Here is a 26,444-nt window from a genome sequence, read left to right as displayed (position 1 = left end):
CGATCCGTCGGTGGGGCCTCGACCCGTATAGCGTGGTCGGGCAGCGACGAAAGGACCTTTCCCCACCATGACCCGCGTGATCGCCGGGCTGGCCGGCGGCCGCCGGCTGGCCGTACCGCCAGGCCGGGGCACCCGCCCGACCTCCGACAAGGCCCGTGAGGCGATGTTCTCCACCCTGGAGGCGCTGCGCGGCACCCTGCACGGGGCCCGGATGCTCGACCTGTTCGGCGGATCGGGCGCGGTCGGCCTGGAGGCGCTGTCGCGCGGCGCCGAGCACGTCCTGCTGGTCGAGGCGGACGGGCAGGCGGCCCGGGTGATCCGGGAGAACGTCCGCACGATCGGCCTGCCGGGCGTGGAGGTGAAGGCCGCCAGGGCCGAGCAGGTGCTCGCGGGCCCGCCCCCGCAGACCCCGTACGACCTGGTCTTCCTCGACCCGCCGTACGCCGTGACCGACGACGAGCTGCGCGAGATGCTGATCACACTCCTGGCTGGGGGCTGGCTCGGGGAGGACGCACTCGTCACCGTGGAGCGCAGCACCCGTGGCGGCGAGTTCGGCTGGCCCGAGGGCTTCGAGGTGCTGCGCTCGCGCCGCTACGGCGAGGGCACGCTCTGGTACGGTCGCGCCGCCGCCGAGACCAGCCAGCACGAGTAGCGGGCCGAGGCCCGCAGCAGCCGTCACCCCACGAGGGAGCACCCACGCCATGCGCCGCGCCGTCTGTCCCGGTTCGTTCGACCCGATCACCAACGGTCATCTCGACATCATCGGGCGGGCCTCGAAGCTGTACGACGTCGTGCACGTCACGGTCCTGATCAACCGCAACAAGCAGGGCATGTTCAGCGTCGAGGAGCGGATGGCCCTGATCGAGGAGGTCACCGCGGACTTCGGGAACGTGGTGGTCGAGTCGTACCACGGCCTGCTGGTGGACTTCTGCCGGGAGCGCGGGATCCCCGCGATCATCAAGGGCCTGCGCGCGGTCAGCGACTTCGACTACGAGTTGCAGATGGCCCAGATGAACCACGGCCTGTCCGGGGTGGAGACGCTGTTCGTGCCGACCTCGCCGACGTACAGCTTCCTCTCCTCGACGCTGGTCAAGGAGGTCGCCTCGTACGGCGGGGACGTCTCCCACCTGCTGCCGGAGACGGTGCACCGGCGGCTGGTCGAGCGGATCGCGGAGCGCAGGGCCCAGCAGTAGGCGGGAGCGTCGGCGTCGCGGGGCGGGCGTCCGTTTCTGCCGGTTCGTCATGACTTGTCCGATGCCCGGTCGACCGGTTCGGCTCGGGCGTTGTGACCTCGCCGTGCGGTGGCCGTACAGTCTGTATTCCTGCCCCTGCGGTGAGGTTCACCGCGTCGGGCCTGCCTCCGCCGGACCGTCGGCGGCACACGGAAAGACGAAGCCCCGTGGACGTGCAGAACAAGGTCGACGAGATCGTCGCGGCGGTCGAGAACGCCCGCTCGATGCCGATGTCGGCCTCCTGCGTGGTGAACCGGGCCGAACTGATCGGCCTGCTCAACGCCCTCAAGGCGGAGCTGCCCGCCGAACTCGCCCAGGCCCAGTCGATGATGGCCGACCACGAGCAGGTGGTCGCCGGGGCCCAGGCCGAGGCCGACCGGATCATCCAGGGAGCGCACGCCGAGCGCGGCTCGCTGATCTCGGACACCGAGGTGGTCCGCCGGGCCCAGGCCGAGGCCGACCGGATCCTCGCCGAGGCCCGTGGCGAGACCGAGGCCAAGCGTGCCGAGGCCGACGACTACGTGGACAGCAAGCTCGCCAACTTCGAGGTCGTGCTGACCAAGACGCTCGGCGCCGTCGGCCGCGGCCGGACCAAGCTGCGCGGTGACTCCAGCGTCTTCGAGACCGAGTTCGACGGCGAGACGGACGGCGAGGAGTTCCAGCCGCAGCGGATCACCCCCAGCCCCGAGGTCGACGAGTACGTCGACGTGAAGCTCGCCACGCTGGAGAACGTCCTCAGCGCCACCCTGGAGGCCGTCGGCAAGGGCCGCGACAAGCTGCTCGGCAAGCGGCCGATCGACGAGCTGGGCGCCTACCTGGCCGCCGCCGACGAGGCGCAGCAGGCCAAGGAGCGCGCCGAGGCGGTGGCCGCGGGCTTCGCCACCGACGGCGAAGCCAACGGCGACGACATCGCCTGGTACCGCGAGGACGTCCCGCAGCAGCAGACCTGGCCGGAGCAGACCCCGGCCGCGGCGGGCTGGCAGGCCCCCGGCGTCGACCAGTACGCGGCCGCCCAGCAGCAGGGCGGGCAGCAGCAGGGGCAGTACGCCGAGGTGTACGCCGGCGGCTACGACCCGGCCGGCCAGGGCGACCCGTACGGTGCCCAGTGGGGGCACCAGCAGCAGGGCGCCGCGGACGGCTACCCGCAGCAGCAGCACCCGGACTACGCGGCCCAGCAGCAGCACGGGGACTACGGCTATCCGCAACAGCAGCAGCCGGGCTACGGCGCGCAGCAGTACGACGCCTACACCTACCCGCAGCAGCCCGCCGCCCCGCCGGCCGTGCCGCAACAGCAGCAGCCGGGTCTGGACGAGACCAGCTTCTTCGACACCAGCATGATCGACATGACCCGGCTCCGGGAGCTGGGCGGCCGCTGAGCCGGCCCCGCGCGGGCCCGGCGGAAGCTCCTGACGGGAGCGAAGTTGGGCCTGGCGGGAGACTCCGGTAGGCTGACCACTCCGGCCTTTTCGTGTCGGACTGTCGGCTTGCCCGCGCACCGTTGGTGCGGTGGCACCGCGATCGAAGATTCCCCATGGAAGTCAGGACACCTTGAACCGCCTCGACCACCGCGACCCCCTCGTGTTCGACACGCACGAGCTGGGACGTCGCCCGGGCTCGCTGCGCAAGGTGTCCCGCACCCTGGAGGCCCCCGCGGGCCTGGGGATCATCGACGTGATCGGCGTCCCCGAGAAGAGCGAGCTCCGGCTGGAGCTCCGCCTGGAGTCCGTGGTCGAGGGCGTGCTGGTCACCGGCACCGCCGAGGCCCAGGTCGAGGGCGAGTGCGCCCGGTGCCTGGAGCCCGTCGAGGACGACCTCGACGTCGACTTCCAGGAGCTGTACTACTACCCGGAGTCCGACGAGCGTCACCGCGCCCGGACCGCCGGGGCCGAGGACCTCGACGAGGACTCGGAAGAAGATACTTACCGGCTGGAGGGCGACTTCTTCGACCTCCAGCCGGTGCTGCGTGACGCGGTGGTGCTCGCACTGCCGCTGCAGCCGGTGTGCCAGGAAGACTGCCTGGGTCTGTGCTCCGAGTGCGGAGCGCGCCTGAGCGACGACCCGACGCACCACCACGACGCCGCCGACCCCCGGTGGGCGGCTCTGCAGGGACTCTCCGCCGCCCCCGGCGACGAGGGTGACGGGATCAAGAACAGCGACACCCGTGAGGGTCTCGCCGAGAACCAGGAGAAGTAGCCGTGGCTGTTCCGAAGCGGAAGATGTCGCGCAGCAACACGCGCCACCGTCGGTCCAACTGGAAGGCCGTTGTTCCGGCCCTCGTGGCGTGCGACCGCTGCCACGAGCCGAAGCTGGGTCACATCGCGTGCCCGAGCTGCGGCACGTACAACCGTCGCCAGGTCCTCTCGGTCTGATCGGCGGGGTGCACGGATCGATGTCGGACGGTAACTCCACCCGCAAGGCGTCCTCCGCCCCGAAGGGTTCCTCTTCGGGCGGTGGCAAGGCCGGTGGGCCGGCTTCGACCGAATACGACGTCCTGGAAGGGCGCCTCGGGTACACGCTCGAGCGCGCCCTTCTGGTGCGTGCCCTGACCCACCGCTCGTACGCGTACGAGAACGGGGGTCTGCCCACCAACGAGCGCCTGGAGTTCCTCGGCGACTCGGTGCTGGGCCTCGTGGTGACCGACACCCTCTACCGCGTCCACCCGGACGTGCCCGAGGGCACGCTCGCCAAGCTGCGCGCCGCGGTGGTGAACTCCCGCGCGCTCGCGGACGTCGGCCGGGGCCTGGAACTCGGCACGTTCATCCGGCTCGGCAAGGGCGAGGAGGGCACCGGCGGCCGCGACAAGTCGTCGATCCTCGCCGACACGGTCGAGGCCGTGATCGGAGCCGTCTACCTGGACCAGGGTCTGGACGCGGCCACCGAGTTCGTCCACCGGCTGTTCGACCCGCTGATCGAGGAGTCCTCGCAGCTGGGTGCCGGCCTGGACTGGAAGACCAGCCTCCAGGAGCTCACCGCCTCGGTGGGCATCGGGGTGCCCGAGTACGTGGTCATGGAGTCCGGTCCGGACCACGAGAAGACCTTCACCGCGGCGGCCCGGGTGGCCGGCGAGGACTTCGGCAGCGGCGTCGGCCGCTCGAAGAAGGAGGCCGAGCAGAAGGCCGCCGAGAGCGCCTGGCGGGCGATCAAGGAGAAGTACGCCGACCGGCTGCCCGCCGGGGCGTGAGGGAGCAGTAGCCTTCCTCCTGCTGATCCCTTCCGCAGGAGGCGTGTTCCCGTGCCCGAACTTCCCGAGGTCGAGGTCGTCCGCCGCGGTCTGGCGAACTGGGTCGCCGGGCGGACCGTCGCCGACGTCCAGGTGCTGCACCCGCGCGCGGTGCGCCGCCAGACCGCCGGCGCCGCCGACTTCGCCGCCCGGCTGACCGGCACCACCCTCGGCACCGCGCAGCGGCGCGGCAAGTACCTGTGGGTGCCGCTGGCCGGGGCCGGCGCGGGCTTCTCGCTGATCGGCCACCTCGGCATGAGCGGCCAACTCCTCGTCCAGGACCCGTCCGTGCCCGACGAGACGCACCTGCGGGTGCGGCTGCGGTTCACCGACGGCGGGCGCGAACTGCGCTTCGTCGACCAGCGGACCTTCGGCGGCCTCGCGGTCGAGGAGGCCGAGGACGGCGACCCGGAGGGCACGCCGCTCTCCATCGCGCACATCGCCCGCGACCCGCTCGACCCGCGCTTCGACGACGCCGCATTCGCGGCCGCGCTGCGGGCCAAGCGCACCACCGTGAAGCGGGCGCTGCTCGATCAGACGCTGATCAGCGGGGTCGGCAACATCTACGCCGACGAGGCGCTCTGGCGCTCCCGGCTGCACTACGACCGCCCGACCGCGACGCTCACCCGCCCGCAGGCCGCCGAACTGCTGGCGAACGCCCGCGAGGTGATGACGGCGGCGCTCGCCGTCGGCGGCACCAGCTTCGACAGCCTGTACGTCAACGTGAACGGCGAGAGCGGCTACTTCTCCCGCGACCTCGACGCGTACGGCCGCGAGCACGAGCCCTGCCGCCGCTGCGGCACCCCGATCCGGCGGGCCGCCTGGATGAACCGCTCCAGCTACTTCTGCCCCCGCTGCCAGCGCGTGCCGCGGGCCCGCGGCACGGGCTGACGGCGAGGGCCGGGAGCGGGGGCCGGGTAGCTCAGTGCTTGGCGAGTTCCGGCTGGTCGGTGGCCGCCTCGCCCGGGGAGCCGTGGGTGTCCTGGCCGAAGTAGGCGACCCCGACCGCGGACACCACCGCGAGCAGGAAGCCGACCACGCCGAGCCAGCCCAGGCCGGACTTGGAGGAGTCGCCGAGCCAGAGCACGCCGATCGCGCCGGGCAGCACCGTCTCGCCGACCACCAGCGCCGCCGTCGCACCGTTCACCGAGCCGATCTGCAGCGCCACGGTGTGCACGTACATGCCGCCGAGGCCGCCGACCAGGATCGCGTACAGCGCCGGGTCGGAGAGCAGCTTGGCGACGTCGAACGGGTCGATGCCGTTCAGGATGCGCACGCCGACGCCCAGCGCGCCGAAGCCCAGGCCGGAGAGCAGACCGGCGACGATCGCGCCCTTGGAGCCCATCCGCCGCACCAGCAGGCTGCCGCCGACCAGCAGCACGGTGGTGACCAGCAGCAGGCCCCAGTGGAAGGACATCGACGCGTGGTGGCCGCCCTCCGGGCCGGCCGAGACGGCCAGCAGCACCAGCGCCGAGCAGAGCACGCCGATCGAGGCCCACTCCAGCTGCTTGAGCCGGATGCCGAGCAGCTTGATGCTCAGCACCGCGGTGATCACCAGGTTGGCGCTGATGATGGTCTGCGAGAGGAACAGCGGCAGCAGCCGCGCGGCCAGCGCGCCCAGCCCGAAGCCGATCAGGTCGAGCACCGTGCCGACGATGAACTCCCAGGTGACGGCAGCCTTCGCGGTGGAGGACAGGCTCGGCCCGCCGTGCTCGGTGGTGGCACCGGCGGCGCCCTTGGCGGCCTCCTCGCGCGCGGAACGGCGGGATCCGACGGCCTGCAGGACTGAGCCGGTGCCGTAGCAGGCGGATGCCGCCACGGCGGTGACGAGGCCGATGATCACCGGGTGCTCCGATCGGGAGATGGGTCAAGAACAGGTAATGGGACCAGTGGTCCGGGACCACTATGCCCGTCCGCGCGGTACGGTCGGCACACCGCCCGGAACACCCTGGGCCCGCCGGGACGTACGTCCGGGCGCCGGCCGCAGTTCCCGCGCACCGCCCGCATCAGGGGCGAGTGGGGGAAACATCATCCCCGAGGAGGGGTGCGGCCCCGGCGGTCGGCGGGGAATCTTGTCACTACCAGTATGCGAAGGGTATGCCGTGCCTTGACGCCCGTCGGGGTAGCGTCGAGGGCATGAGAACCCTTGCACGACGTTCCCGGGGCGCCGGGCCGCTTGCCCTGGTGGCGGCGCTGCTGGGGCTGCTGCTCCTGCTCGCACCGGCGGCCTCGGCCGCGGGCGGGCTGGACGACGCGGCCTCCACCCTGAAGCAGGGTCGGGTCTACGTCGACCCGGCGATGACCAGCCGATTCAGCCAGAGCCAGGCCGACGCCCTGACCGAGAAGATCAAGAAGGCCGACAAGCCGATCTTCGTCGCGGTCGTCCCGGCCAGCGCCCCCTACGGCGAGCGGACCGTCTTCAACGACCTGCGCACCAAGGTCGGCATCGACGGCGCCTACGCGATCTGGCGCGGTGACCAGTTCGCGGCCAAGGCCGACCGCGGCGCGATGTCGCAGGGCAGCGCCGAGCGGATCGCCGGCGCCGCCTTCCGCTCCCACAACGGCGACATCGACGCCACCCTGAACGAGTTCGTCGACAGCGCCGCCCCGCAGGCCAAGGGCACCGGGGTGAACCACAGCACCTCGATCGCCTGGGTGGTCATCCCGGTCGTGCTGCTCGCGCTGGCCGGCGCCGGCGTCTTCCTCCTCTTCCGCCGCGCCAAGACGCGCAAGGAGGAGCAGGCCCGGGCCGAGCTGGAGCAGCTGCGCCGGGTGGTCGACGAGGACATCACCGCCTTCGGCGAGGAACTGGACCGGCTCGACTTCAACCCGGCCGCGACCGACGCCGACGACACCCAGCGCACCGACTACACCCACGCCCTGGACTCGTACGAGAAGGCCAAGCGGCTGATGGACGAGGCCAAGCGGCCGGACGACGTCAAGCCGGTCACCGAGGCGCTGGAGGACGGCCGCTTCGCGCTGGCCACCCTGGCCGCCCGGCGGGAGAAGCGCCCGGTGCCCGAGCGCCGTCCCCCGTGCTTCTTCGACCCGCGCCACGGCCCCTCGGTCAAGGACGTCGACTGGGCCCCGGCCGACGGCGCCGCCCGCACCGTCCCGGTCTGCCGGTCCGACGCGGACCGGCTGGCCTCCGGCCTCGACCCGGCCATCCGCACCGTCGAGACCGAGCACGGCCCGCAGCCGTACTGGAACGCCGGCCCGGCCTACGCCCCCTGGGCGGGCGGCTACTTCGGCGGGTTCGGCGGCGGCCTGCTGCCGGGCCTGCTGGTCGGCACCATGCTCGGCTCGATGATCAGCAGCCCGGCCTACGCCGCGGCGCCGATGATGGACCAGGGCTACCAGGACCAGCACGAGGGCGGCGACTTCACCGGCGCCGACTTCAACTCCTCCGACTTCAGCGGCGGCTTCGGCGACGGCGGCGGATTCGGTGGCGGGGACTTCGGTGGCGGCGGCGACTTCGGCGGCGGCGACTGGTGACCCGCTGAGCCCCACCGCGACACCCCTTGCGGCCCCGCCGGACCTCCTCCGGCGGGGCCGCTCCGCGTGGTCGACGGCCCCGTGGAGCTGTGACCGTCCGCCGCGTTCGTTAGGGTCGGGGCATGCACGGTCGCGACGCCCACAGTGAGGAACCGGTCCGGGTGACCGCCTGGGTCCGGGGAAAGGTCCAGCAGGTCGGGTTCCGCTGGTGGACCAGGGCACGGGCGCTGGAGACCGGCCTGACCGGCTACGCGAGCAACCTCGGGGACGGCCGGGTGCAGGTGGTCGCCGAGGGCCTGGCCGCCGACTGCGAACTGCTGCTGGACCTGCTGCGCGGCCCGGGCACCCCGGGCGAGGTCAGCGGCGTCACCGAGATCTGGACGGCCGTGGGCCCCGGCTACGAGGGCTTCGAGATCCGCTGAGCCCGGCCACACCCGTACGGGCCGGAACTGATCCGCAACTGCCGGTGTCATGCGGTTGCCATTCGGGCAGACTCGTGGTTGACTCCGCATCGAACGATGATCCACGAGCAGCTGGTGGACCCGGCCCGAGGCCCCCAGGCGTGACGACACCGCCAGGCAGGTGACAGGGTCGCGGTAGCGTGCGGTGATCGTGTTGACCCTTTCCGTCTTTGGTGAGACGCTGGAAACCCGCGCACACGACCGCGTTTTCCCGGCAGGCGCCTGCCCTCGTGAGCCCAGCTCACGATGGTTGTGCCGTAAGTGCCCAGCCAGCACTACCGGTGACGCGCCGCGCGTGCGTCCCCCTTCCCCCTAGACCTGTACCGTTCCGGTTCGGTCACTCAGCGTGGAGGACCATTCATCATGGCAAAGGCGCTTCTCGGGTACGTCGGCGGCCCCGACCCGCGAATGCTCTCCGAGATGCGACGGCTTCAGCAGCGCGTCCAGGACCTTGAATCCGAGCTCCTTCGGATGCAGGCCGAGAACGACGCGCTCGCCGCTGTCGCTGACGGGCACTCGCTGCTCAACAGCATCGATCTGGATCAGCGGGAGCCGGCTCTCACCTGAGTCCCGCCCGGTCCTCGCAGATCGACGCCGCTGTGCACTGAGCCGCTCCGAAAGGGACGCAGCTTGCAAGGGACGCCCGGTTGTGGCGTCCCTTCGTCGTGTCCGGGCCCGGGACGCACGGCCCGCCGGGGATACAGTCGCCGTTGACGACAGGCCCCGGGCCCTGGCGAGCGACGAGGAGACCGGCCGCGTGCACCTGAAGAGTCTGACGCTGCGCGGGTTCAAGTCCTTCGCCTCCAGCACCACCCTGCGCTTCGAGCCCGGCATCACCTGCGTGGTCGGCCCCAACGGCTCCGGCAAGTCGAACGTCGTCGACGCGCTGTCCTGGGTGATGGGGGAGCAGGGCGCCAAGTCGCTGCGCGGCGGCAAGATGGAGGACGTCATCTTCGCCGGGACCAGCGGGCGCGCCCCGCTCGGCCGGGCCGAGGTCAGCCTCACCATCGACAACGCCGACGGCGCCCTGCCGATCGACTACTCCGAGGTGACCATCACCCGGACCATGTTCCGCAACGGCGGCAGCGAGTACGCGCTCAACGGCGAGACCTGCCGCCTGCTCGACATCCAGGAGCTCCTCTCCGACTCCGGCATCGGCCGCGAGATGCACGTCATCGTCGGCCAGGGCCAGCTGGACTCCGTCCTGCACGCCGACCCGATGGGCCGCCGCGCCTTCATCGAGGAGGCGGCCGGCGTCCTCAAGCACCGCAAGCGCAAGGAGAAGGCGCTGCGGAAACTGGACGCGATGCAGGTCAACCTCAACCGCGTCCAGGACCTGGTGGCCGAACTGCGCCGCCAGCTGGGACCGCTCGGCCGACAGGCCAGGATCGCCCGCCGCGCCGCCGGCATCCAGGCCGACCTGCGCGACGCCCGGTTGCGGCTGCTCGCCGACGACCTGCTGACCCTCCGGCAGGCCGTCGAGGCCGAGATCGCCGACGAGCTGGCACTGCGGCTGCGCCGCACCACCGTCGAGCAGGAGCTGGCCGGTGTCGTCCAGCGCGAGGCCGTGCTGGAGGCCCAGGTCCAGCAGCTCGGCCCGAGCCTGGAGGCCGCCCGGCAGACCTGGTACCGGCTCTCCGCGCTCGCCGAACGCACCCGCGGCACCATTGGGCTGGCCGAGGCCCGCGCCCGGCATGCCGCCGCGGGCGGCCAGACCGAGGAGCGGCGCGGCCGCGATCCCGAGGAACTGGAGCGGGAGGCCGCACGGGTCCGCGAGGACGAGGCCGCGCTGGCCGAGGCACTGGAGGAGGCGCAGTACGCGCTGGCCGAGGCGGTCGAACGCAGGAGCGAACTGGAGCGCGGGCTGGCCACCGAGGAGCGTCGCCTGCGGGACGCCGCCCGGGCCATCGCGGACCGCCGGGAGGGCCTGGCCCGGTTGCAGGGGCAGGCCGCCGCCGCCCGCTCCAAGGCGGCCTCCGCCGAAGCCGAGATCGGCCGGCTGACCGAGGCCGGCGGGGAGGCGCTGCTGCGGGCCGAGGCCGCCCAGGCCGAGTACGAGGAGCTCCAGCGGCAGGTCGGCGGCCCCGCCGGAGACGACGAGCGGGCCGAGGCCGCCCACCAGGAGGCCCGGGAGCGGCTCGCCGCCGTCGAACGCGACCTCGCCGCCGCCCGGGAGGTGGCCGGCGCCGCCGAGCGCGAACGCGCCGGGCTCGTCGCGCGGCACGAGGCGCTCTCCCTCGGACTGCGCCGCAAGGACGGCACCGGCGCCCTGCTCGACGCGGGGGAGCGGCTGAGCGGACTGCGCGGCCCCGCGGCCGCGCTGCTGCGGATCGCCCCCGGGTACGAGGTGCCGGTGGCGGCGGCGCTCGGTGCGGCCGCCGACGCGGTCGCCGTCGACTCGCCCGGCACCGCCGCCGAGGCGCTGCGGCTGCTGCGTGCCGAGGACGCCGGCCGGGCGGCGCTGCTGATCGAGGGTGCCGGCGGGGCCGTGCTGCCGGTCGGGGGTGTCGGCGGGGCCGCGCTGTCGGCCGGGGGTGTCGCCGAACCGCTCGCCGGCGTCGGGGAGTTGCCGGACGGAGCCCGCTGGGCCGCCGAACTCGTCGACGGGCCGGCCGGATTGGTCGGCGCCGTGCGGGGCCTGCTGGCCCGGGTGGCGGTCGTCGACACCCTCGACGAGGCGTTGCGGCTGGTCGCCGACCACCCCGGGCTGACCGCCGTCACCGCCGCCGGGGACCGGCTCGGCGCCGACTTCGCGCAGGGCGGTTCCGACGGTGTGCCGAGCCTGCTGGAGACCCGGGCGGCGGTCGAGGAGACCGCCCGGGCGATCGCCGAACTCGACCTCCGTTGCACCGAGTCGGCCGGACGCCTGGCCGAACTCGCCGACCAGCGGCGGGAGTCGGCCGCCGCGGTGGAGCAACTCGCCGAACAGCAGCGGCAGCAGGAGAAGGAGCGCGCCCAGGTGGCGGGCGCGCTCGGCCGCCTCGGCGGGCAGGCCAGGGCCGCCGCCGGCGAGGCCGAGCGGCTGTCCGCCGCCGCCGCGCGGGCCGACCAGGGCCTGGCGGAACTCCTCGCCACCGCGAAGGAGTTGGCCGCACGCCTGGCGGCGGCCGAGGACTCGCAGGACGCCGGAGAGGACGAGCCGGACACCGCCGAGCAGCAGCGGCTGGCCGAGGCCGCCACCGGATCCCGGCAGGCCGAGCTGGAGGCCAGGCTCGCGGTGCGCACCCACGAGGAGCGGGTCCGCGCGCTCGCCGGCCGGGCGGACCAGCTGGACCGGGCCGCCCGCGCCGAGCGCGAGGCGCGCGCCCGGGCCGCCGAGCGCCGCCGACGCGCCGAGCACGACGCCGGGGTGGCGAACGCCGTCGCGGCGGGCGCCCGGCAGCTGCTCGCCTGTCTGGAGGTGTCGCTGTCCCGCGCGGACGCCGGGCGGGCGGCGGTCGAGCAGGCGCGCGCCGAGCGCGAGACCGAACTGCGGGCGCACCGCGAGCACGGCCGCGGCCTCAAGGAGGAACTGGACAAACTGGTCGACGCCGGCCACCGGGACGAGGTGCTGCGGGCCGAGAAGCGGCTGCGGATCGAACAGCTGGAGGCCCGGGCACTGGAGGAGTTCGGCATCGACGGCGGCGAACTGCTCGCCGCCTACGGGCCGGACCAGCCCGTCCCGCCGTCGACCCCGGAAGAAGGACAGGAGCCGGGCGAGCCGCGCCCGTACGACCGGGCCGAGCAGGAGAAGCGGCTCAGGGCAGCCGAGAAGGCGTACCAGCAACTGGGCAAGGTCAACCCGCTGGCGCTGGAGGAGTTCGCGGCACTGGAGGAGCGCCACCAGTTCCTCGGGGAGCAACTGGACGACCTCAAGCGCAGCCGGCGCGACCTGCTGGACATCGTCCGGGAGGTGGACGAGCGGGTCGAGCAGCTGTTCGCCTCGGCGTACCACGACACCGCCGCCCAGTTCGAGGGCGTCTTCGCCCGGCTGTTCCCCGGCGGCGAGGGGCGGCTGGTGCTGACCGACCCCGACCACATGCTCACCACCGGCGTCGAGGTGGAGGCCCGCCCGCCGGGCAAGAAGGTCAAGCGGCTGTCGCTGCTGTCCGGCGGCGAGCGCTCGCTGACCGCGGTGGCCCTGCTGGTGGCGATCTTCAAGGCCAGGCCCAGCCCGTTCTACGTGATGGACGAGGTGGAGGCGGCGCTCGACGAGACCAACCTGCGCCGGCTGGTCGGGATCATGGAGGAGCTGCGGGAGAGCTCCCAGCTGATCGTGATCACCCACCAGAAGCTGACCATGGAGTCCGCGGACGCCCTCTACGGCGTGACCATGAAGGGCGACGGCATCTCGCAGGTGATCAGCCAGCGGCTGCGCGAGGGGCATCGAGAGCGAGGGGCGCGCCCGATGCCTCCTCGGCGGCGCGAGGAGGCCGTTGCCTCCGGGCCGACAGACTGATCCACCGGCCTGGCCCGGGCAGATGCTCCCGGACGCTCCGATCACGGATACTGGAGCGGTTGTGACTCCTCCCCCTCGCTCGCGAGGGGGCTTCTCGTTCAGCCGTTTGACGACCTCGTGACGGCCAAGCCCTGACCGGTGCCGCACGGCACAGCGGTCAGCGTAAGGGAGGCGGCGACGCTCCGTGCGTCGGTGACCGAAGGATCACTCCGTCGTGGGATCCCGAGAAGGAGATTTATGTGGAATACGTGATCCTTGCCGTAGTCATCGCCGTGGTCGCCATCGGCGCGATCGCCGGCCTCGTCGTTTCCGGCAGACGACGCCAGCAACTGCCCCCGAAGTCGCAGTCGCCGGTCATCACGGCGCCGCCGACCACCCCGCGGGAGCCCCAGGTCGGCGAGGAGGCCGCGCCGCCGACCGAGGAGCCCCGCCGCACCGTCGAGGAGGTGCAGCTCCCCGAGACCGAGGCACCGACCGAAGCCTCGACCGGAGCCCCGGCCACGGCCCCGACCGAGGTCGAGGTCGAGGCCGCCGAGGCCGAGACGGCACCCGCCGTCGAGGTCCCCGAGCCCACCGCGGGCCGACTGGTCCGGCTGCGCTCCCGGCTCTCCCGCTCGCAGAACTCGCTCGGCAAGGGCCTGCTCTCGCTGCTCTCCCGCGAGCACCTGGACGAGGACACCTGGGAGGAGATCGAGGAGACCCTGCTGACCGCCGACGTCGGCGTGGCCCCCACCCAGGAGCTGGTCGAGCGGCTGCGCACCCGGGTGAAGGTGCTCGGCACCCGGACGCCCGACGAACTGCGCGCGCTGCTGCGCGAGGAACTCGTCGAGCTGATCGGCAAGGACACCGACCGCACGGTCCGGTCGACCAAGCACGCGGAGGGGCCGGCCGTGGTCCTGGTGGTCGGCGTCAACGGCGTCGGCAAGACCACCACCACCGGCAAGCTCGCCCGCGTCCTGGTCGCCGACGGCCGCAAGGTGGTGCTCGGCGCCGCCGACACCTTCCGCGCCGCCGCCGCCGACCAGCTGCAGACCTGGGGCGAGCGGGTCGGTGCGCGCACCGTGCGCGGCCCGGAGGGCGGTGACCCGGCCTCGATCGCGTTCGACGCGGTCAAGGAGGGCATCGCCGAGGGCGCCGACACCGTGCTGGTGGACACCGCCGGCCGGCTGCACACCAAGACCGGCCTGATGGACGAGCTGGGCAAGGTCAAGCGGGTCGTCGAGAAGCACGGCCCGGTGGACGAGGTGCTGCTGGTGCTGGACGCCACCACCGGCCAGAACGGCCTGATCCAGGCCCGGGTGTTCGCCGAGGTGGTCGACATCACCGGCATCGTGCTGACCAAGCTGGACGGCACCGCCAAGGGCGGCATCGTGGTCGCGGTCCAGCGCGACCTGGGCGTGCCGGTCAAGCTCGTCGGCCTGGGCGAGGGTGCGGACGACCTGGCGCCGTTCGAGCCGGGCGCGTTCGTGGACGCGCTGATCGGGGACTGAGGCCCCGTACGCAGGAAGGGTCCGCTCCGCGAGGGGCGGGCCCTTTCGCGTTGCCGCCCGGGAGCCGACGGGGTGCCCGAGGCCGGAGGGGTGCCCGGGACCGGAGGGGCGTGCCGAGGTGGAGGGGCGCACGCCGAGGCGTGCGAGGGCGCGCGGAGGCCTACGAGGCGAGCCAGGCCGGTTCGGCGGTGCGCTCGCGGCCGCGGTGGCAGGCGTAGGCGAGGGTGCCGAGCAGCAGCCGGGCCTCGGGCGGGCAGCCGGCGTTGTCGCGGGTGGGGCGGCGCAGCCAGCGGACCGGGCCGAGCGTGCCGAGCGCGGTGGGCGGGGCGGCGACGTAGCTGCCCTCGCCGTGGCAGGTGAGGTCGAGCGCGGCGTCGTCCCAGCCCATCCGGTAGAGCAGGTCGGGCAGTCGGCGGGCGGCGCCGGCGGCGACCAGGAACTGCAGCCGGCCGGTGGGCGGGGCGAGCACCGGGCCGACCTGGGTGCCCATCCGCTCCAGCCGGACCAGCGCCTGCAGTCCGGCCTGCTCGGGGACGTCCAGGACGTCGAAGGCGCGGCCGGCGGGGAACAGCACCGAGCCCCCGGCGCCCGTCTCCCGGGACCGGTCCTCGCCGCCCGGTACGGGATGCAGGCCGGGCGCGGCGCAGCGGTCGGAGCCGCAGGGACAGCGGGTCGGGGCGGTGGCGGAGCCGGCCGGGGCGCCGGTGGCGACCGTCCAGCCCCAGCGGCCGGTGTACTCCGCGGCGGCCTGGGACGCGGTGACCTTGGTGCGGCGGCGCGCGCCCAGCGGTGTCAACCGCAGGTGTCCCAGTCGAAGTTCGCCGAACAGGTTGTCCATGCCTCCCCCAACAGGTTCCCGTCGCCGATGGTTACGGGATGGTGACTGTGTGTTGATTGTCCGTTGCGTGGTGCGTTGTGCGGTGGCGGCGTGCAGCGCCCGGTGTGCGCCTGTCGTGGTGGTGCGCCTCGTGCGCCGCCTTGTGGCTGGCGGCACCGGTGCCGGATGGTGGGGTGGGCGAGGCGGCCGCCGATCAGGGTGGGCGTCGAACTCGCCTGTGACTGCGGTGGGTTGCCGGGGCTGCCGGGTTTCGCCGGAGGCCTTGGCGGCCCGCATGTGCCGGGCCGTCGGACTTCCTAGTGAAGCGCGTGGGCCGTGGCTTCGGTTCACTCGTGGGGGTGGCGAAAGGTGGCGTTTCGCCAGGGCCGCTCCCGTGGGCGCCGCGCGGGGCATTACGTTCAGCACACGGACGTCATCGTGGAATCGACTCCGGTCCGCCGGGGCGCGGGAGTTGGGAATCTGACGGTCCGTCCGTAACGATGGCACACCAGTGCGAGAGCGTGGTACGGCAACACCTCAGGCACGGTACGTCTGGCAAGGGCCCGAAACCGTCGGGCGTCACGATCGGGGCCCCGAGGGGGCCGGGCGGGATGGGGACGTTCCCATGGCAGAGAAGCAACCCAACGAGAAGCTGACCACCTGGTTCGCCCGCAGCGGCTGGTCCAAGGGCGAGCTGGCCCGTCAGGTCAACCGCCGGGCCCGCCAGATCGGCGCCCACCACGTGTCCACCGACACCTCGCGGGTGCGCCGATGGCTCGACGGCGAACAGCCCCGCGAGCCGATTCCCAAGATCATGTCGGAGCTCTTCTCCGAGCGCTTCGGCTCGGTGGTCTCGATCGAGGACCTCGGCCTGCGCGCCGCGATCCCGGTCTCCACCGTGGGCGGCGGCGTCGACCTGCCGTGGAGCGCGCCGCAGACCGTCCAGCTGATCAGTGACTACTCCCGCAGCGACCTGATGCTCAACCGCCGGGGCTTCCTCGGCACCTCGCTCGCGCTGACCGCCGGCGCCGCGCTGATCGAGCCGATGCAGCGCTGGCTCACCCCCGGTCCGACCGGCGCCCCCACTCCGATCCTCGCCGCGGCCAACGGCGGCGACCCGTTCACCGGCCGGCTGTCCGAGCCCGAGCTCGAACTGCTGGAGCAGACCACGGTCATGTTCCGGCAGTGGGACGCGCAGAACGGCGGCGGGCTGCGCCGCAAGGCCGTCGTCGGCCAGCTCCACGAGGTCACCGACCTGCTCCAGGAGACGTACAACGAGAACACCACCCGGCGGCTGTTCCGGCTCACCGCCGAACTCGCCCACCTGGCCGGGTGGATGTCGTACGACGTCGGGATGCACCCGAGCGCGCAGAAGTACTACGTGCTGGCCCTGCACGCCGCCAAGGAGGCCGGGGACCGCCCGTTCGGCGCACTCATCCTCACCGACATGAGCCGCCAGATGATCCACCTCAACCGGGGCGAGGACGCCCTGGAGCTGATCCACCTGGCGCAGTACGGCAGCCGGGACACCGCCAGCGCGCGCCAGCAGTCCCTGCTGTACGCGATGGAGGCGCGCGCCTACGCCACCATCGGCGAGGTGAACCGCTGCGCCCGGGCCGTCCGGCTGGCCGAGGACACCTTCACCGACATCCGCGAGGGGGAGGAGGAGCCGGACTGGCTGAAGTTCTTCTCGCCGGCCGAGCTGAACGCCGAGAACGCGCACTCCTTCCGCGACCTCGCGTACCACTCCGACAACGCCCAGCTGTACGCCTCGATGTCCGCGCCGGTGATGGAGCGCGCGGTCGACCTGTTCCGCCAGGACGGCGACCACGTGCGCTCGTACGCCTTCAACCTGATCGGCATGGCCAGCGTCCACCTGCTGCAGCGGGAGGCCGAGCAGGCCGCGGTGATGGCCGAGCAGGCGGTGGACATCGCCACCAAGGTGCGTTCGGAGCGGCTGAACTCCCGGGTCCGCAAGACCACCGAGGCCGCGGCCGCCCGGTTCAAGGGCGTGGACGCGGTGAGCCGGCTCAAGGAGCGCGTCGTCCAGGACATCCCCGAGTACGTCTCGGTGGTCTGAGCACCCCGAGCCCGTGGGCCGCGGACCCGGCCCGAGGACCCCGCCGACCGTGACGGCCGCCGCCGCCACGGTCGGCGGCCGTCGTGCCACCGACCGTCCCGTTCGGCGGCACGGTAACCCGTTCGGCCCTGCGGCACGGCCGTCGTTCACGCAGGTGTAACCCGTGCGTCGTACGCGTCACGGCCGCGAAACAACGGGCCGCACCGGCCGAAACCAGCCTTCGGCACTCTCCTCTTCATCGCCGACACCCCGGGTGGCACGGGACGGGTAATCCGGGTTTGGATCGGCTTCCACGCAGAGGAGACGCCGATGCCGGACGGCTTCAGCGCGGGCGACACCGCCTTCGTGCTCATCAGTGCGGCCCTGGTCATGGTGATGACCCCGGGCCTGGCCTTCTTCTACGGGGGCATGGTCAGGGCCAAGAGCACCCTGAACATGCTGGCGATGAGCTTCCTCTCGCTCGGCATCGTCAGCGTGCTCTGGGTCCTCTACGGGTACTCGCTCAGCTTCGGACCAGACTCCTTCGCCGGCCTCATCGGCAACCTGGACTTCCTCGGGATGCGCGGCATCGGCCTGAACGACCTCACCGGGACCATCCCGGTCACCGCGTTCGCCACCTTCCAGCTGATGTTCGCGATCATCACCCCGGCGCTGATCAGCGGCGCGATCGCGGACCGGGCCAAGTTCGGCGCCTGGGGCCTGTTCATCGCGCTCTGGGTGACCGTCGTCTACTTCCCGGTCGCGCACTGGGTGTTCTTCTTCGACGGCGGCCACGGCGGCTGGCTGGGCGACCGCAACGGCGTGATCGACTTCGCCGGCGGCACGGCCGTGCACATCAACGCGGGCGTGGCCGGCCTCGCGCTCTGCCTGGTGCTGGGCAAGCGGGTCGGCTTCAAGAAGGACCCGATGCGCCCGCACAGCCTGCCGCTGGTGATGCTCGGCTCCGGGCTGCTGTGGTTCGGCTGGTTCGGCTTCAACGCGGGCTCGGCGCTGGCCGCCAACGGCGTCGCCGCGATGGCGATGGTCAACACCCAGGTCGCCACCGGTGCGGCCCTGGTCGGCTGGCTGGTCTACGAGAAGCTCAGGCACGGCGCGTTCACCACGCTGGGCGCCGCCTCCGGCGCGGTGGCCGGCCTGGTCGCGATCACCCCGGCCTGCGGCTCGGTCAGCCCGCTGGGCGCGGTGGCGATCGGCCTGGTCGCCGGCGCGGTCTGCGCCGCCGCGGTCAGCCTCAAGTACCGCCTCGGCTTCGACGACTCGCTCGACGTGGTCGGCGTGCACGCGGTGGGCGGCGCGATCGGCTCGCTGCTGATCGGCCTGTTCGCCACCGGCGGGGTCGGCCAGACCGCCAAGGGCCTGTTCTACGGCGGCGGGCCTGCGCAGCTCGGCAAGCAGGCGATGGGCGTGGCCGTGGTCGCCGCGTACTCCTTCGTCCTCTCCTGGCTGCTGGCGAAGGCGATCGACAGGACGGTCGGCTTCCGGGTCGCCGAGGAGGTCGAGGTGGCCGGCATCGACCAGGCCGAACACGCCGAGTCCGCCTACGATTTCAGCGCGGTGGGCGCGGGCCTGGCGCGGGCCCTGCCGGGCCTGGTCGGCGCCGCGGCGGCCGCGAGGTCCGCGGAGCGGCCCGCCGCCGAGCCCGCTGCCACGGCCGCTGCCACAGCTGCCGGGAAGGCCGCCGACAGGACCACCGCCGAGCCCGCCGAGAAGACCGAGGTCGACGCCCGATGAAGCTCATCACCGCAGTGATCAAGCCGTACCGCCTGGACGAGGTGAAGGCCGCCCTACAGGCCTTCGGGGTGCACGGCCTGACCGTCACCGAGGCCAGCGGCTACGGCCGCCAGCGCGGCCACACCGAGGTCTACCGGGGCGCCGAGTACACCGTGGACCTGGTCCCCAAGGTCAGGATCGAGGTGCTGGTCGAGGACGAGGACGCCGACGAGCTGATCGAGGTCCTGGTGAAGGCCGCCCGGACCGGCAAGATCGGCGACGGCAAGGTCTGGAGCGTCCCGGTCGACACCGCCGTCCGGGTCCGCACCGGAGAGCGCGGGCCGGACGCCCTCTGAGGGCCCTCCTCCGAGGACCCTTCGTCGCGGGACCTTCGTCGAGGGACCTTCGTCGAGGGCCCCGAACCGTAGGACGCGCCGCAGGCGGGCCCGCCGTCCCCGAGGGGTCGCGGGTCCGCCGACGGCGCATCGGTGCCGGGCCGCCCGCGGACCTTCCAGTGGCCGCCCGCAGGCCGTCCGGCGCCGCCCGCTCAACCGCACGACGGACGGGACCACGCCATGACCACCGAGACCAGCCCTCCCGACTACGGCGCCGCCCGGGCCGCGCTGCTCGCCGGCCCCGGCCCGGCCGGGCGGCCCCGCCGCGCGGCTCTCGCCCGGCTCACCGACGACTGGCTGGCCGGTCTGCTCGCCGCCGCCGGCGGCCCGTCCGGCGTCGCGCTGGTCGCGGTCGGTGGCTACGGGCGCGGCGAGCTGTCCCCGCGCAGCGACCTCGACGTCCTGCTGCTGCACGACGGCCGGCTCGACCCCGACCTGCCCGAGCGGATCTGGTACCCGGTCTGGGACGCGGGCGCCGCGCTCGACCACTCGGTGCGCACCGTCGCCGAGGCCCGGGCCGTCGCCGCCGCCGACCTCAAGGCTCAGCTCGGCCTGCTGGACGCCCGCCACCTCGCCGGGGACCAGGCGCTCACCGCCGCCCTGCGCTCCGTCGTGCTCACCGACTGGCGCGCGAGCGCCCCCGCGCGCCTGCCGGAGCTGCGCGACCTCGGGCGGGAGCGGGCCGAGCGGCACGGCGAGCTGTCGTTCCTGCTGGAGCCCGACCTCAAGGAGGCCCGCGGCGGCCTGCGCGACGCCGTCGCGCTCAACGCCGTCGCCGCCACCTGGCTCGCCGACGCCCCCCGGGACGGCCTGGACGCCGCCGCCCTGCGGCTCGCCGACGTCCGCGACGCGCTGCACCTGACCACCGGCCGGGCCACCGAGCGGCTCGGCCTCCAGGACCAGGACCAGGTCGCCGAACGGCTCGGCGTGCTGGACGCCGACACCCTGCTGCGCCAGGTCTACGAGGCCGCCCGCACCGTCGCCTACGCGAGCGACGTCACCTGGCGGGCGGTGGAGCGGGTGCTCGCCGCCCGGTCCGGCCGGGGCCGCCGGTCCGCCCGGCTGGCCTTCCCGTTCACCGGCGCCGGGCGCGGCGCGGGCGCGGTGGCCCGGGGCACGGTCGCGCGCCGGCCGCTCGCCGAGGGCGTGGTCGAGCAGGACGGCGAGGCGGTGCTCGCCCAGGGCGCCCGCCCGGCCGCCGACCCGGTGCTGCCGCTGCGCGCCGCGGCCGCCGCAGCGCAGAACGGGCTCACCGTCTCGTACGCGACGGTGCGCCGGCTGGCCGCCGAGTGCCGCCCGCTGCCGGTGCCCTGGCCGGACGAGGCGCGCGAGCAGCTGGTCACCCTGCTGGGCGCGGGCGAGGCGGCCGTCCCGGTGTGGGAGGCGCTGGAGGCGGAGGGGCTGGTCACCCGGCTGCTGCCGGACTGGGAGCGGGTGCGCTGCCGTCCGCAGCGCAACGCCGTGCACCGCTGGACGGTCGACCGGCACCTGGTGGAGACGGCGGTGCGGGCCGCGGCGATGACCCGCCGGGTGGCCCGGCCGGACCTCCTGCTGGTCGCCGCTCTGCTGCACGACATCGGCAAGGGCTGGCCCGGCGACCACAGCGAGGCCGGCGAGGTCATCGTCCGGGACGTCGCCGCCCGGATGGGCTTCGGCCCCGAGGACACCGAGACCCTGGCGGTGCTGGTGCGCCACCACCTGACCCTGGTCGACACCGCGACCCGACGGGACCCGGACGACCCGGCCACCGTCGAGGCGATCACCAAGGTGGTCGGCACCGCGGCGCAGCTGGAGCTGCTGCACGTGCTCACCGAGGCGGACGCGCTGGCCACCGGCCCGGCCGCGTGGAGCGGCTGGCGGGCCTCGCTGGTGGACGGCCTGGCGGACCGGGTCGCCGCCCGGCTGGCCGGCGCCTGGGCCGCGCCCGTGGAGGCCGCGCCGACCGCCGCGCAGGAGCGGCTCGCGGTGGAGGCCGCCCGGACCGGCGGGCCCGCCCTGTCGCTGCTGGCGCAGTCCGAGGGGGCGGAGCCGGGCGCCGAGCCGATGGGCGTCGAGCTGACCCTGGCCGTCCCGGACCGGCCCGGACTGCTCGGCACCGTCGCCGGGGTGCTCGCGCTGCACCGGCTGGCCGTCCGCTCGGCCGGTCTGCGCGAGCTGGACCCGATCGGCGCCGGCCCGGTGCTGCTGCTGTCCTGGCGGGTGGCCGCCGAGTTCGGCGAACTGCCGGAGGCCGCCCGGCTGCGGGCCGACCTGCGCCGGGCGCTGGACGGCTCGCTGGACGTCGCGCGCCGGCTGGCCGAGCGGGACGCCGCCGCCCCGCGCCGCCGCGGCATCCCCACCCCGCCGCCGGTGGTCGCGGTGGCGCCCGCGGTGGCCTCGGCGACCGCGACCGTCCTGGAGGTCCGCGCGCACGACGCGCCGGGGCTGCTGCACCGGATCGGCCGGGCGCTGGACGGGGCGGGCGTGCGGGTGCGGACGGCGCACGTCTCGACGCTGGGCGCGGAGGCCGTCGACTCCTTCTACCTGACCGACGGGGAGGGGCGGCCGCTCGCCGCCGGGCGGGCGGGGGAGGTGGCGGAGGCGGTCCGGGCGGCGCTGGGCTGAGCCGCGCCGGGGGCCTTCGGGGGGTCGGTCGGCCGGGGCCGCCGGGGCCTGCCGAGGTCCGTTCCGAGGTCGTGGCAACCCGGGTGGAGACCGTACCCGGGGCGGCCGGATACCCTGGGGGGCGACGACCGTACCGATACCGATGCCGCAGAGGACCCGCGACGACGTGTTCGACACTCTTTCCGATCGCCTCGCAGCGACGTTCAAGAACCTCCGGGGCAAGGGCCGCCTGAGCGAGGCGGACATCGACGCCACCGCCCGCGAGATCCGCATCGCGCTGCTGGAGGCGGACGTCGCGCTGCCGGTCGTGCGGGCCTTCATCAAGCAGGTCAAGGAGCGGGCGGCCGGCGCCGAGGTCTCGGGCGCGCTCAACCCCGCGCAGCAGATCATCAAGATCGTCAACGAGGAGCTCATCGCGATCCTCGGTGGCGAGACCCGCCGGGTCCGGTTCGCCAAGAACGGCCCGACGGTGATCATGCTCGCCGGTCTGCAGGGTGCCGGTAAGACCACCCTCGCGGGCAAGCTCGGCCACTGGCTGAAGAGTCAGAAGCACACCCCGCTGCTGGTCGCCTGCGACCTCCAGCGGCCCAACGCCGTCAACCAGCTCCAGGTGGTCGCCGACCGCGCCGGCGTGGCCTTCTACGGCCCGCAGCCGGGCAACGGCGTCGGCGACCCGGTGCAGGTGGCCAAGGACTCGATCGAGTACGCCAAGCAGAAGCAGTACGACGTCGTCGTCGTCGACACCGCCGGACGCCTGGGCATCGACGCCGAGCTGATGCAGCAGGCCGCGGACATCCGCGCCGCGGTCAACCCGGACGAGGTCCTGTTCGTCGTCGACGCGATGATCGGCCAGGACGCGGTCACCACCGCGCAGGCCTTCCTCGACGGCGTCGACTTCACCGGTGTCGTGCTCTCCAAGCTCGACGGCGACGCCCGCGGCGGTGCCGCCCTGTCGGTCGCCCACGTCACCGGCCGGCAGATCATGTTCGCCTCCAACGGCGAGAAGGTCGACGACTTCGACGCCTTCCACCCCGACCGGATGGCCTCGCGCATCCTCGGCATGGGTGACGTCCTCTCGCTGATCGAGAAGGCCGAGCAGACCTTCTCGCAGGAGGAGGCCGAGAAGATCGCCGCCAAGCTGCGCGGCGGTCCGAAGGCGTTCACCCTGGACGACTTCCTGTCGCAGCTGGAGCAGGTCCAGAAGATGGGCTCGATCTCCAAGCTGCTGGGGATGCTGCCCGGGATGGGCCAGATCCGCGACCAGATCAACAACATCGACGACAAGGACGTCAACCGGGTCGGCGCGATCATCAAGTCGATGACGCCGGCCGAGCGCGCCGAGCCGGAGCTGATCAACGGCTCCCGCCGGGCCCGCATCGCCAAGGGCTCGGGTGTCCAGGTCGGCGAGGTGAAGAACCTGGTCGAGCGGTTCTTCGACGCCCGCAAGATGATGTCCGCGATGGCCTCCGGCAAGGGCGTGCCCGGCATGCCGGGGATCCCGGGCATGGGCGGCGGCGCCAAGAAGTCCGGCAAGAAGGCCCCGCAGGCCAAGGGCAAGCGCAAGAGCGGCAACCCGCTCAAGCGGGCGCAGGAGGAGGCCGCGGCCGCCCAGCGCCGTGCGCTCGGCCCGGGCGGCGACCAGGACCCGGCCGGCGGCGGCGCGTTCGGCCTCGGCGCGGGCAAGGGCCCGGCCGACTTCGAGCTGCCCAAGGAGTTCAAGGACCTGCTGTAGAGCGGTCCGTCGTTCGAGCGGCCCGCCGTCCGGGATCCTCCGGGCGGTGGGCCGCTCGCATGCCCGATGATGGTGGTGTGCGAGTGACGATCAGGGCCCCGCGGGCCGAGGACAAGGACGTGTACGCCGAGGCGGTCCGACGGTCCGCCGACCACATCGGGCGGTGGAACCCGGTCGAGCCGGACGGCCTGGCCGAACTGCTGGACCGCCAGGGGCCGGGCCTGCGCACCTTCCTGATCGTCGACCGGGACACCGGCGGGCTGGTCGGCAAGGTGAACGTCGCCAACATCGTGATGGGCCGGTTCTGCAACGGCGCGCTGGGCTACGACGCATACCTGCCGTTCGCCGGCACCGGGCGGATGACGGAGGGGCTGCGGCTGGTCCTGGACCGCTGCTTCGCCCCGCAGTCGGCCGGCGGGCTGGGCCTGCACCGGCTGGAGATCAACGTGCAGCCGGACAACGAGCGGTCGGTCGCGATGGCCAAGCGGCTGGGCTTCCGGCACGAGGGCTTCACCCCCCGGATGCTGTTCCTCCAGGGCGACTGGCGGGACCACGAGCGGTTCGCGCTGACCGCCGAGGAGTGGCCGGGCGCGGAGGCGTAGCCACGGGCGGGGCTCGGCCGCAGCCGCTGACGGGGCGGCGGGGCCTCTGAGCCACGGGCGGGGCTCCGGGCGGCACGGCCACTGACGGGGCACCGGCGTTCAGCCCCGGGCGGGCCCCGTCACGGCTGGTCAGGGGCGTGCTCGGCGCGGCGTTTCGGGTGGCTCGCCCGAGCCCGCGTCCGTATCGTCCGATGGGTGACCGAACCCGTGCCGCCGCGCCAGACCCCCGACCAGCCCTGGCGGTCCGAGGGCGCCCCGCCCCCGCCGCCGCCCCGCCGCCGGATGCCCGGCGGCTGGATGGGACTCGCCCTCACCGCGCTCGTGGTGTTCCTGATCTCCGACCTGCTGCTGTCCTTCTTCGGCAACGCCGGCGCCACCACGATCTCCTACACCGAGTTCAACAACCAGCTGAACAAGGGCAACATCACCAAGATCTACTCCAAGGGCGACGCGATCGAGGGCACCCTCAAGAGCGCCCAGCCCAAACCGGACGGCGGCAAGGGCGACTACACCGACTTCGCCACCCAGCGGCCGTCCTTCGCCAACGACAACCTGTGGACCACGCTGCAGCAGCAGGGCGTCGAGGTCACCGCCACCTCCCCGGTGGTCCAGCAGCGCAGCTTCCTCGCCAACCTGCTGATCTCGCTGGCCCCCATGGTGCTGCTGATCCTGATCTGGGTGCTGCTCGCCCGCCGGATGGCCGGCGGGATGGGCGCCGGCGCGCTCGGCCGCAAGGCCCCGCCCAAGCCGGTCACCGCCGACCAGGGCAAGCGCACCACCTTCGCCGACGTGGCCGGCATCGACGAGGTCGAGGCCGAACTCACCGAGGTGGTCGACTTCCTGAAGAACCCGCAGCAGTACCGCAGGCTCGGCGCCAAGATGCCGCGCGGCGTGCTGCTGAGCGGCCCGCCCGGGACGGGCAAGACCCTGCTCGCCCGGGCCGTCGCCGGCGAGGCGGACGTGCCGTTCTTCTCCGCCTCCGCCTCCGAGTTCATCGAGATGATCGTCGGCGTCGGCGCCAGCCGGGTGCGCGAACTGTTCGCCGAGGCCCGCAAGGTCGCCCCGGCGATCATCTTCATCGACGAGATCGACACCATCGGCCGCCAGCGCGGCGCGGGCGGCGGCATGGGCGGGCACGACGAGCGCGAGCAGACGCTCAACCAGATCCTCACCGAGATGGACGGCTTCACCGGCTCCGAGGGCGTCATCGTGATCGCCGCGACCAACCGCGCGGACGTGCTGGACCCGGCGCTGCTGCGCCCCGGCCGGTTCGACCGGCGGATCACCGTCAGCCCGCCCGACCGGGACGGCCGCGCCGCCATCCTGCGCATCCACACCCGGACCGTCCCGCTGGCCGGCGACGCCGACCTCACCCGGCTGGCCAAGGTCACCCCCGGGATGACCGGCGCCGAACTCGCCAACCTGGTCAACGAGGCCGCCCTGCTGGCCGTCAAGCGCAAGCAGGACGCGGTGAACGAGCGGGACCTCTCGGACGCCCTGGAGAAGGTCCAGCTCGGCGCCGTCCGGCCGCTGGTGATGCCGCAGGAGGAGCGCGAGCGCACGGCCTACCACGAGAGCGGGCACGCGCTGCTGGGCATGCTGCAGCCCGGCGCCGACCCCGTCCGCAAGATCACCATCGTGCCGCGGGGCCGGGCGCTCGGCGTCACCCTGTCCACCCCGGAGAACGACCGCTACTCGTACACCGAGCCCTACCTGCGCGGCCGGATCATCGGCGCGCTCGGCGGGATGGCGGCCGAGCAGGTGGTCTACGGGGTGATCACCACCGGGGCGGAGAGCGACCTGGAGCAGGTCACCAACATCGCCCGCGGGATGGCCGGCCGGTGGGGGATGAGCGAGCGGGTCGGGCGGCTGACCGCGGTGCCCGCCGACCCGCAGGGCGCCTACGGGCTCTCCGCCGCGCCGACCACCCTCGACGCGGTGGACGAGGAGGCCCGGCGGATCGTCGCCGAGTGCTACGAGGACGCGGTGCGGCTGCTGACCGAGCAGCGGGCCCGGCTGGACGCGCTGGCGGCGGCGCTGCTGGAGGCGGAGACGCTGGACGAGGAGCAGGCGTACCGGGCGGCCGGGGTGCCGCGGAAGAGCTCCGGCTCCGACGAGAAGTCGCTCGACCAGGCGTGAACCGGCGGGCCGGGGGCGCTCGCCGCGTT

The 26,444-nt window shown here is 73.6% G+C and carries 21 protein-coding genes; 19 read left to right on the top strand and 2 right to left on the bottom strand.

All coding sequences use genetic code 11. The features are described from left to right. Positions 1-67: 67 nt before the first annotated feature. The 7 genes from rsmD to mutM all read left to right on the top strand — a co-directional run bounded on the left by rsmD (position 68) and on the right by mutM (position 5,343). Positions 68-652 carry a 16S rRNA (guanine(966)-N(2))-methyltransferase RsmD gene (gene rsmD / locus OG556_RS11785; RefSeq protein ID WP_371517035.1) on the top strand — a complete coding sequence of 195 codons (585 nt, stop codon included), beginning with the start codon at positions 68-70 and terminating at the stop codon, positions 650-652. A gap of 49 nt (positions 653-701) precedes the next feature. Next, the gene (coaD, locus tag OG556_RS11780) at positions 702-1,193 is read left to right on the top strand and encodes a pantetheine-phosphate adenylyltransferase (protein WP_371517034.1); all 492 of its coding nucleotides are present in this window, start codon (positions 702-704) and stop codon (positions 1,191-1,193) included. Positions 1,194-1,399: 206 nt separating this feature from the next. Continuing rightward, a complete protein-coding gene (locus OG556_RS11775) occupies positions 1,400-2,608 on the top strand; it encodes a cell division initiation protein (protein ID WP_371517033.1) in 1,209 nt (402 codons plus the stop codon). 172 nt (positions 2,609-2,780) lie between these two features. Beyond that, the gene (locus OG556_RS11770) at positions 2,781-3,425 is read left to right on the top strand and encodes a DUF177 domain-containing protein (RefSeq protein ID WP_063347695.1); all 645 of its coding nucleotides are present in this window, start codon (positions 2,781-2,783) and stop codon (positions 3,423-3,425) included. 2 nt (positions 3,426-3,427) lie between these two features. Next, positions 3,428-3,601 (top strand): 50S ribosomal protein L32, encoded by a 174-nt coding sequence (gene rpmF / locus OG556_RS11765; protein ID WP_030056747.1) that lies wholly within the window; start codon positions 3,428-3,430, stop codon positions 3,599-3,601. A gap of 20 nt (positions 3,602-3,621) precedes the next feature. After that, a complete protein-coding gene (gene rnc / locus OG556_RS11760) occupies positions 3,622-4,413 on the top strand; it encodes a ribonuclease III (protein WP_350882931.1) in 792 nt (263 codons plus the stop codon). Positions 4,414-4,464: 51 nt separating this feature from the next. Beyond that, entirely contained in the window at positions 4,465-5,343 is an 879-nt protein-coding gene (gene mutM, locus OG556_RS11755) for a bifunctional DNA-formamidopyrimidine glycosylase/DNA-(apurinic or apyrimidinic site) lyase (protein WP_371517032.1), read from the top strand. 31 nt (positions 5,344-5,374) lie between these two features. Here mutM and OG556_RS11750 read toward each other — a convergent pair whose 3' ends face one another. Continuing rightward, entirely contained in the window at positions 5,375-6,295 is a 921-nt protein-coding gene (locus tag OG556_RS11750) for a hypothetical protein (protein WP_371517031.1), read from the bottom strand. A gap of 293 nt (positions 6,296-6,588) precedes the next feature. On the opposite strand from OG556_RS11750, the gene OG556_RS11745 reads away from it, so the two are divergent. The 5 genes from OG556_RS11745 to ftsY all read left to right on the top strand — a co-directional run bounded on the left by OG556_RS11745 (position 6,589) and on the right by ftsY (position 14,336). Then, positions 6,589-7,947 carry a hypothetical protein gene (locus OG556_RS11745; protein ID WP_371517030.1) on the top strand — a complete coding sequence of 453 codons (1,359 nt, stop codon included), beginning with the start codon at positions 6,589-6,591 and terminating at the stop codon, positions 7,945-7,947. Between the two features lie 122 nt (positions 7,948-8,069). After that, positions 8,070-8,369: an acylphosphatase gene (locus OG556_RS11740; RefSeq protein ID WP_063347690.1), complete on the top strand. Its 300-nt coding sequence runs from the start codon at positions 8,070-8,072 to the stop codon at positions 8,367-8,369. 402 nt (positions 8,370-8,771) lie between these two features. Continuing rightward, complete coding sequence (locus OG556_RS11735; protein ID WP_063347689.1) at positions 8,772-8,975, top strand: hypothetical protein; 204 nt, start codon at positions 8,772-8,774, stop codon at positions 8,973-8,975. Between the two features lie 190 nt (positions 8,976-9,165). Further along, positions 9,166-12,846, top strand: coding sequence for a chromosome segregation protein SMC (gene smc, locus OG556_RS11730; RefSeq protein WP_371517029.1), 3,681 nt, complete (start codon positions 9,166-9,168; stop codon positions 12,844-12,846). 239 nt (positions 12,847-13,085) lie between these two features. Further along, a complete protein-coding gene (gene ftsY / locus OG556_RS11725) occupies positions 13,086-14,336 on the top strand; it encodes a signal recognition particle-docking protein FtsY (RefSeq protein ID WP_371517028.1) in 1,251 nt (416 codons plus the stop codon). Positions 14,337-14,496: 160 nt separating this feature from the next. On the opposite strand, the gene OG556_RS11720 is transcribed toward ftsY, so the two are convergent. Beyond that, a complete protein-coding gene (locus OG556_RS11720; RefSeq protein WP_371517027.1) occupies positions 14,497-15,174 on the bottom strand; it encodes a bifunctional DNA primase/polymerase in 678 nt (225 codons plus the stop codon). A 604-nt stretch (positions 15,175-15,778) separates the two neighbouring features. Here OG556_RS11720 and OG556_RS11715 point away from each other — a divergent pair. From OG556_RS11715 to ftsH, 7 genes are all read left to right on the top strand, one after another. Next, positions 15,779-17,233: a hypothetical protein gene (locus tag OG556_RS11715; protein ID WP_350882914.1), complete on the top strand. Its 1,455-nt coding sequence runs from the start codon at positions 15,779-15,781 to the stop codon at positions 17,231-17,233. Between the two features lie 309 nt (positions 17,234-17,542). Continuing rightward, entirely contained in the window at positions 17,543-18,964 is a 1,422-nt protein-coding gene (locus OG556_RS11710; RefSeq protein WP_371517026.1) for an ammonium transporter, read from the top strand. Further along, positions 18,961-19,299, top strand: coding sequence for a P-II family nitrogen regulator (locus OG556_RS11705; RefSeq protein ID WP_063347683.1), 339 nt, complete (start codon positions 18,961-18,963; stop codon positions 19,297-19,299). Before OG556_RS11710 ends, OG556_RS11705 begins: the two co-directional genes overlap by 4 nt. A 219-nt stretch (positions 19,300-19,518) precedes the next feature. Continuing rightward, complete coding sequence (locus OG556_RS11700) at positions 19,519-21,942, top strand: [protein-PII] uridylyltransferase (protein ID WP_371517025.1); 2,424 nt, start codon at positions 19,519-19,521, stop codon at positions 21,940-21,942. Positions 21,943-22,108: 166 nt separating this feature from the next. Continuing rightward, on the top strand, positions 22,109-23,674 hold the full coding sequence (ffh, locus tag OG556_RS11695; RefSeq protein ID WP_350882982.1) for a signal recognition particle protein: 1,566 nt from the start codon (positions 22,109-22,111) through the stop codon (positions 23,672-23,674). A 59-nt stretch (positions 23,675-23,733) separates the two neighbouring features. Continuing rightward, positions 23,734-24,276, top strand: a complete 543-nt coding sequence (locus OG556_RS11690; protein ID WP_363375916.1) for a GNAT family protein — start codon at positions 23,734-23,736, stop codon at positions 24,274-24,276. A 195-nt stretch (positions 24,277-24,471) separates the two neighbouring features. Further along, positions 24,472-26,415 (top strand): ATP-dependent zinc metalloprotease FtsH, encoded by a 1,944-nt coding sequence (gene ftsH, locus OG556_RS11685; RefSeq protein WP_371517024.1) that lies wholly within the window; start codon positions 24,472-24,474, stop codon positions 26,413-26,415. Positions 26,416-26,444 lie beyond the last annotated feature (29 nt).

Source organism: Kitasatospora sp. NBC_01300 (assembly GCF_041435235.1).
Classification (GTDB): domain Bacteria; phylum Actinomycetota; class Actinomycetes; order Streptomycetales; family Streptomycetaceae; genus Kitasatospora.
This window is presented reverse-complemented; position numbering and strand designations above follow the sequence as displayed.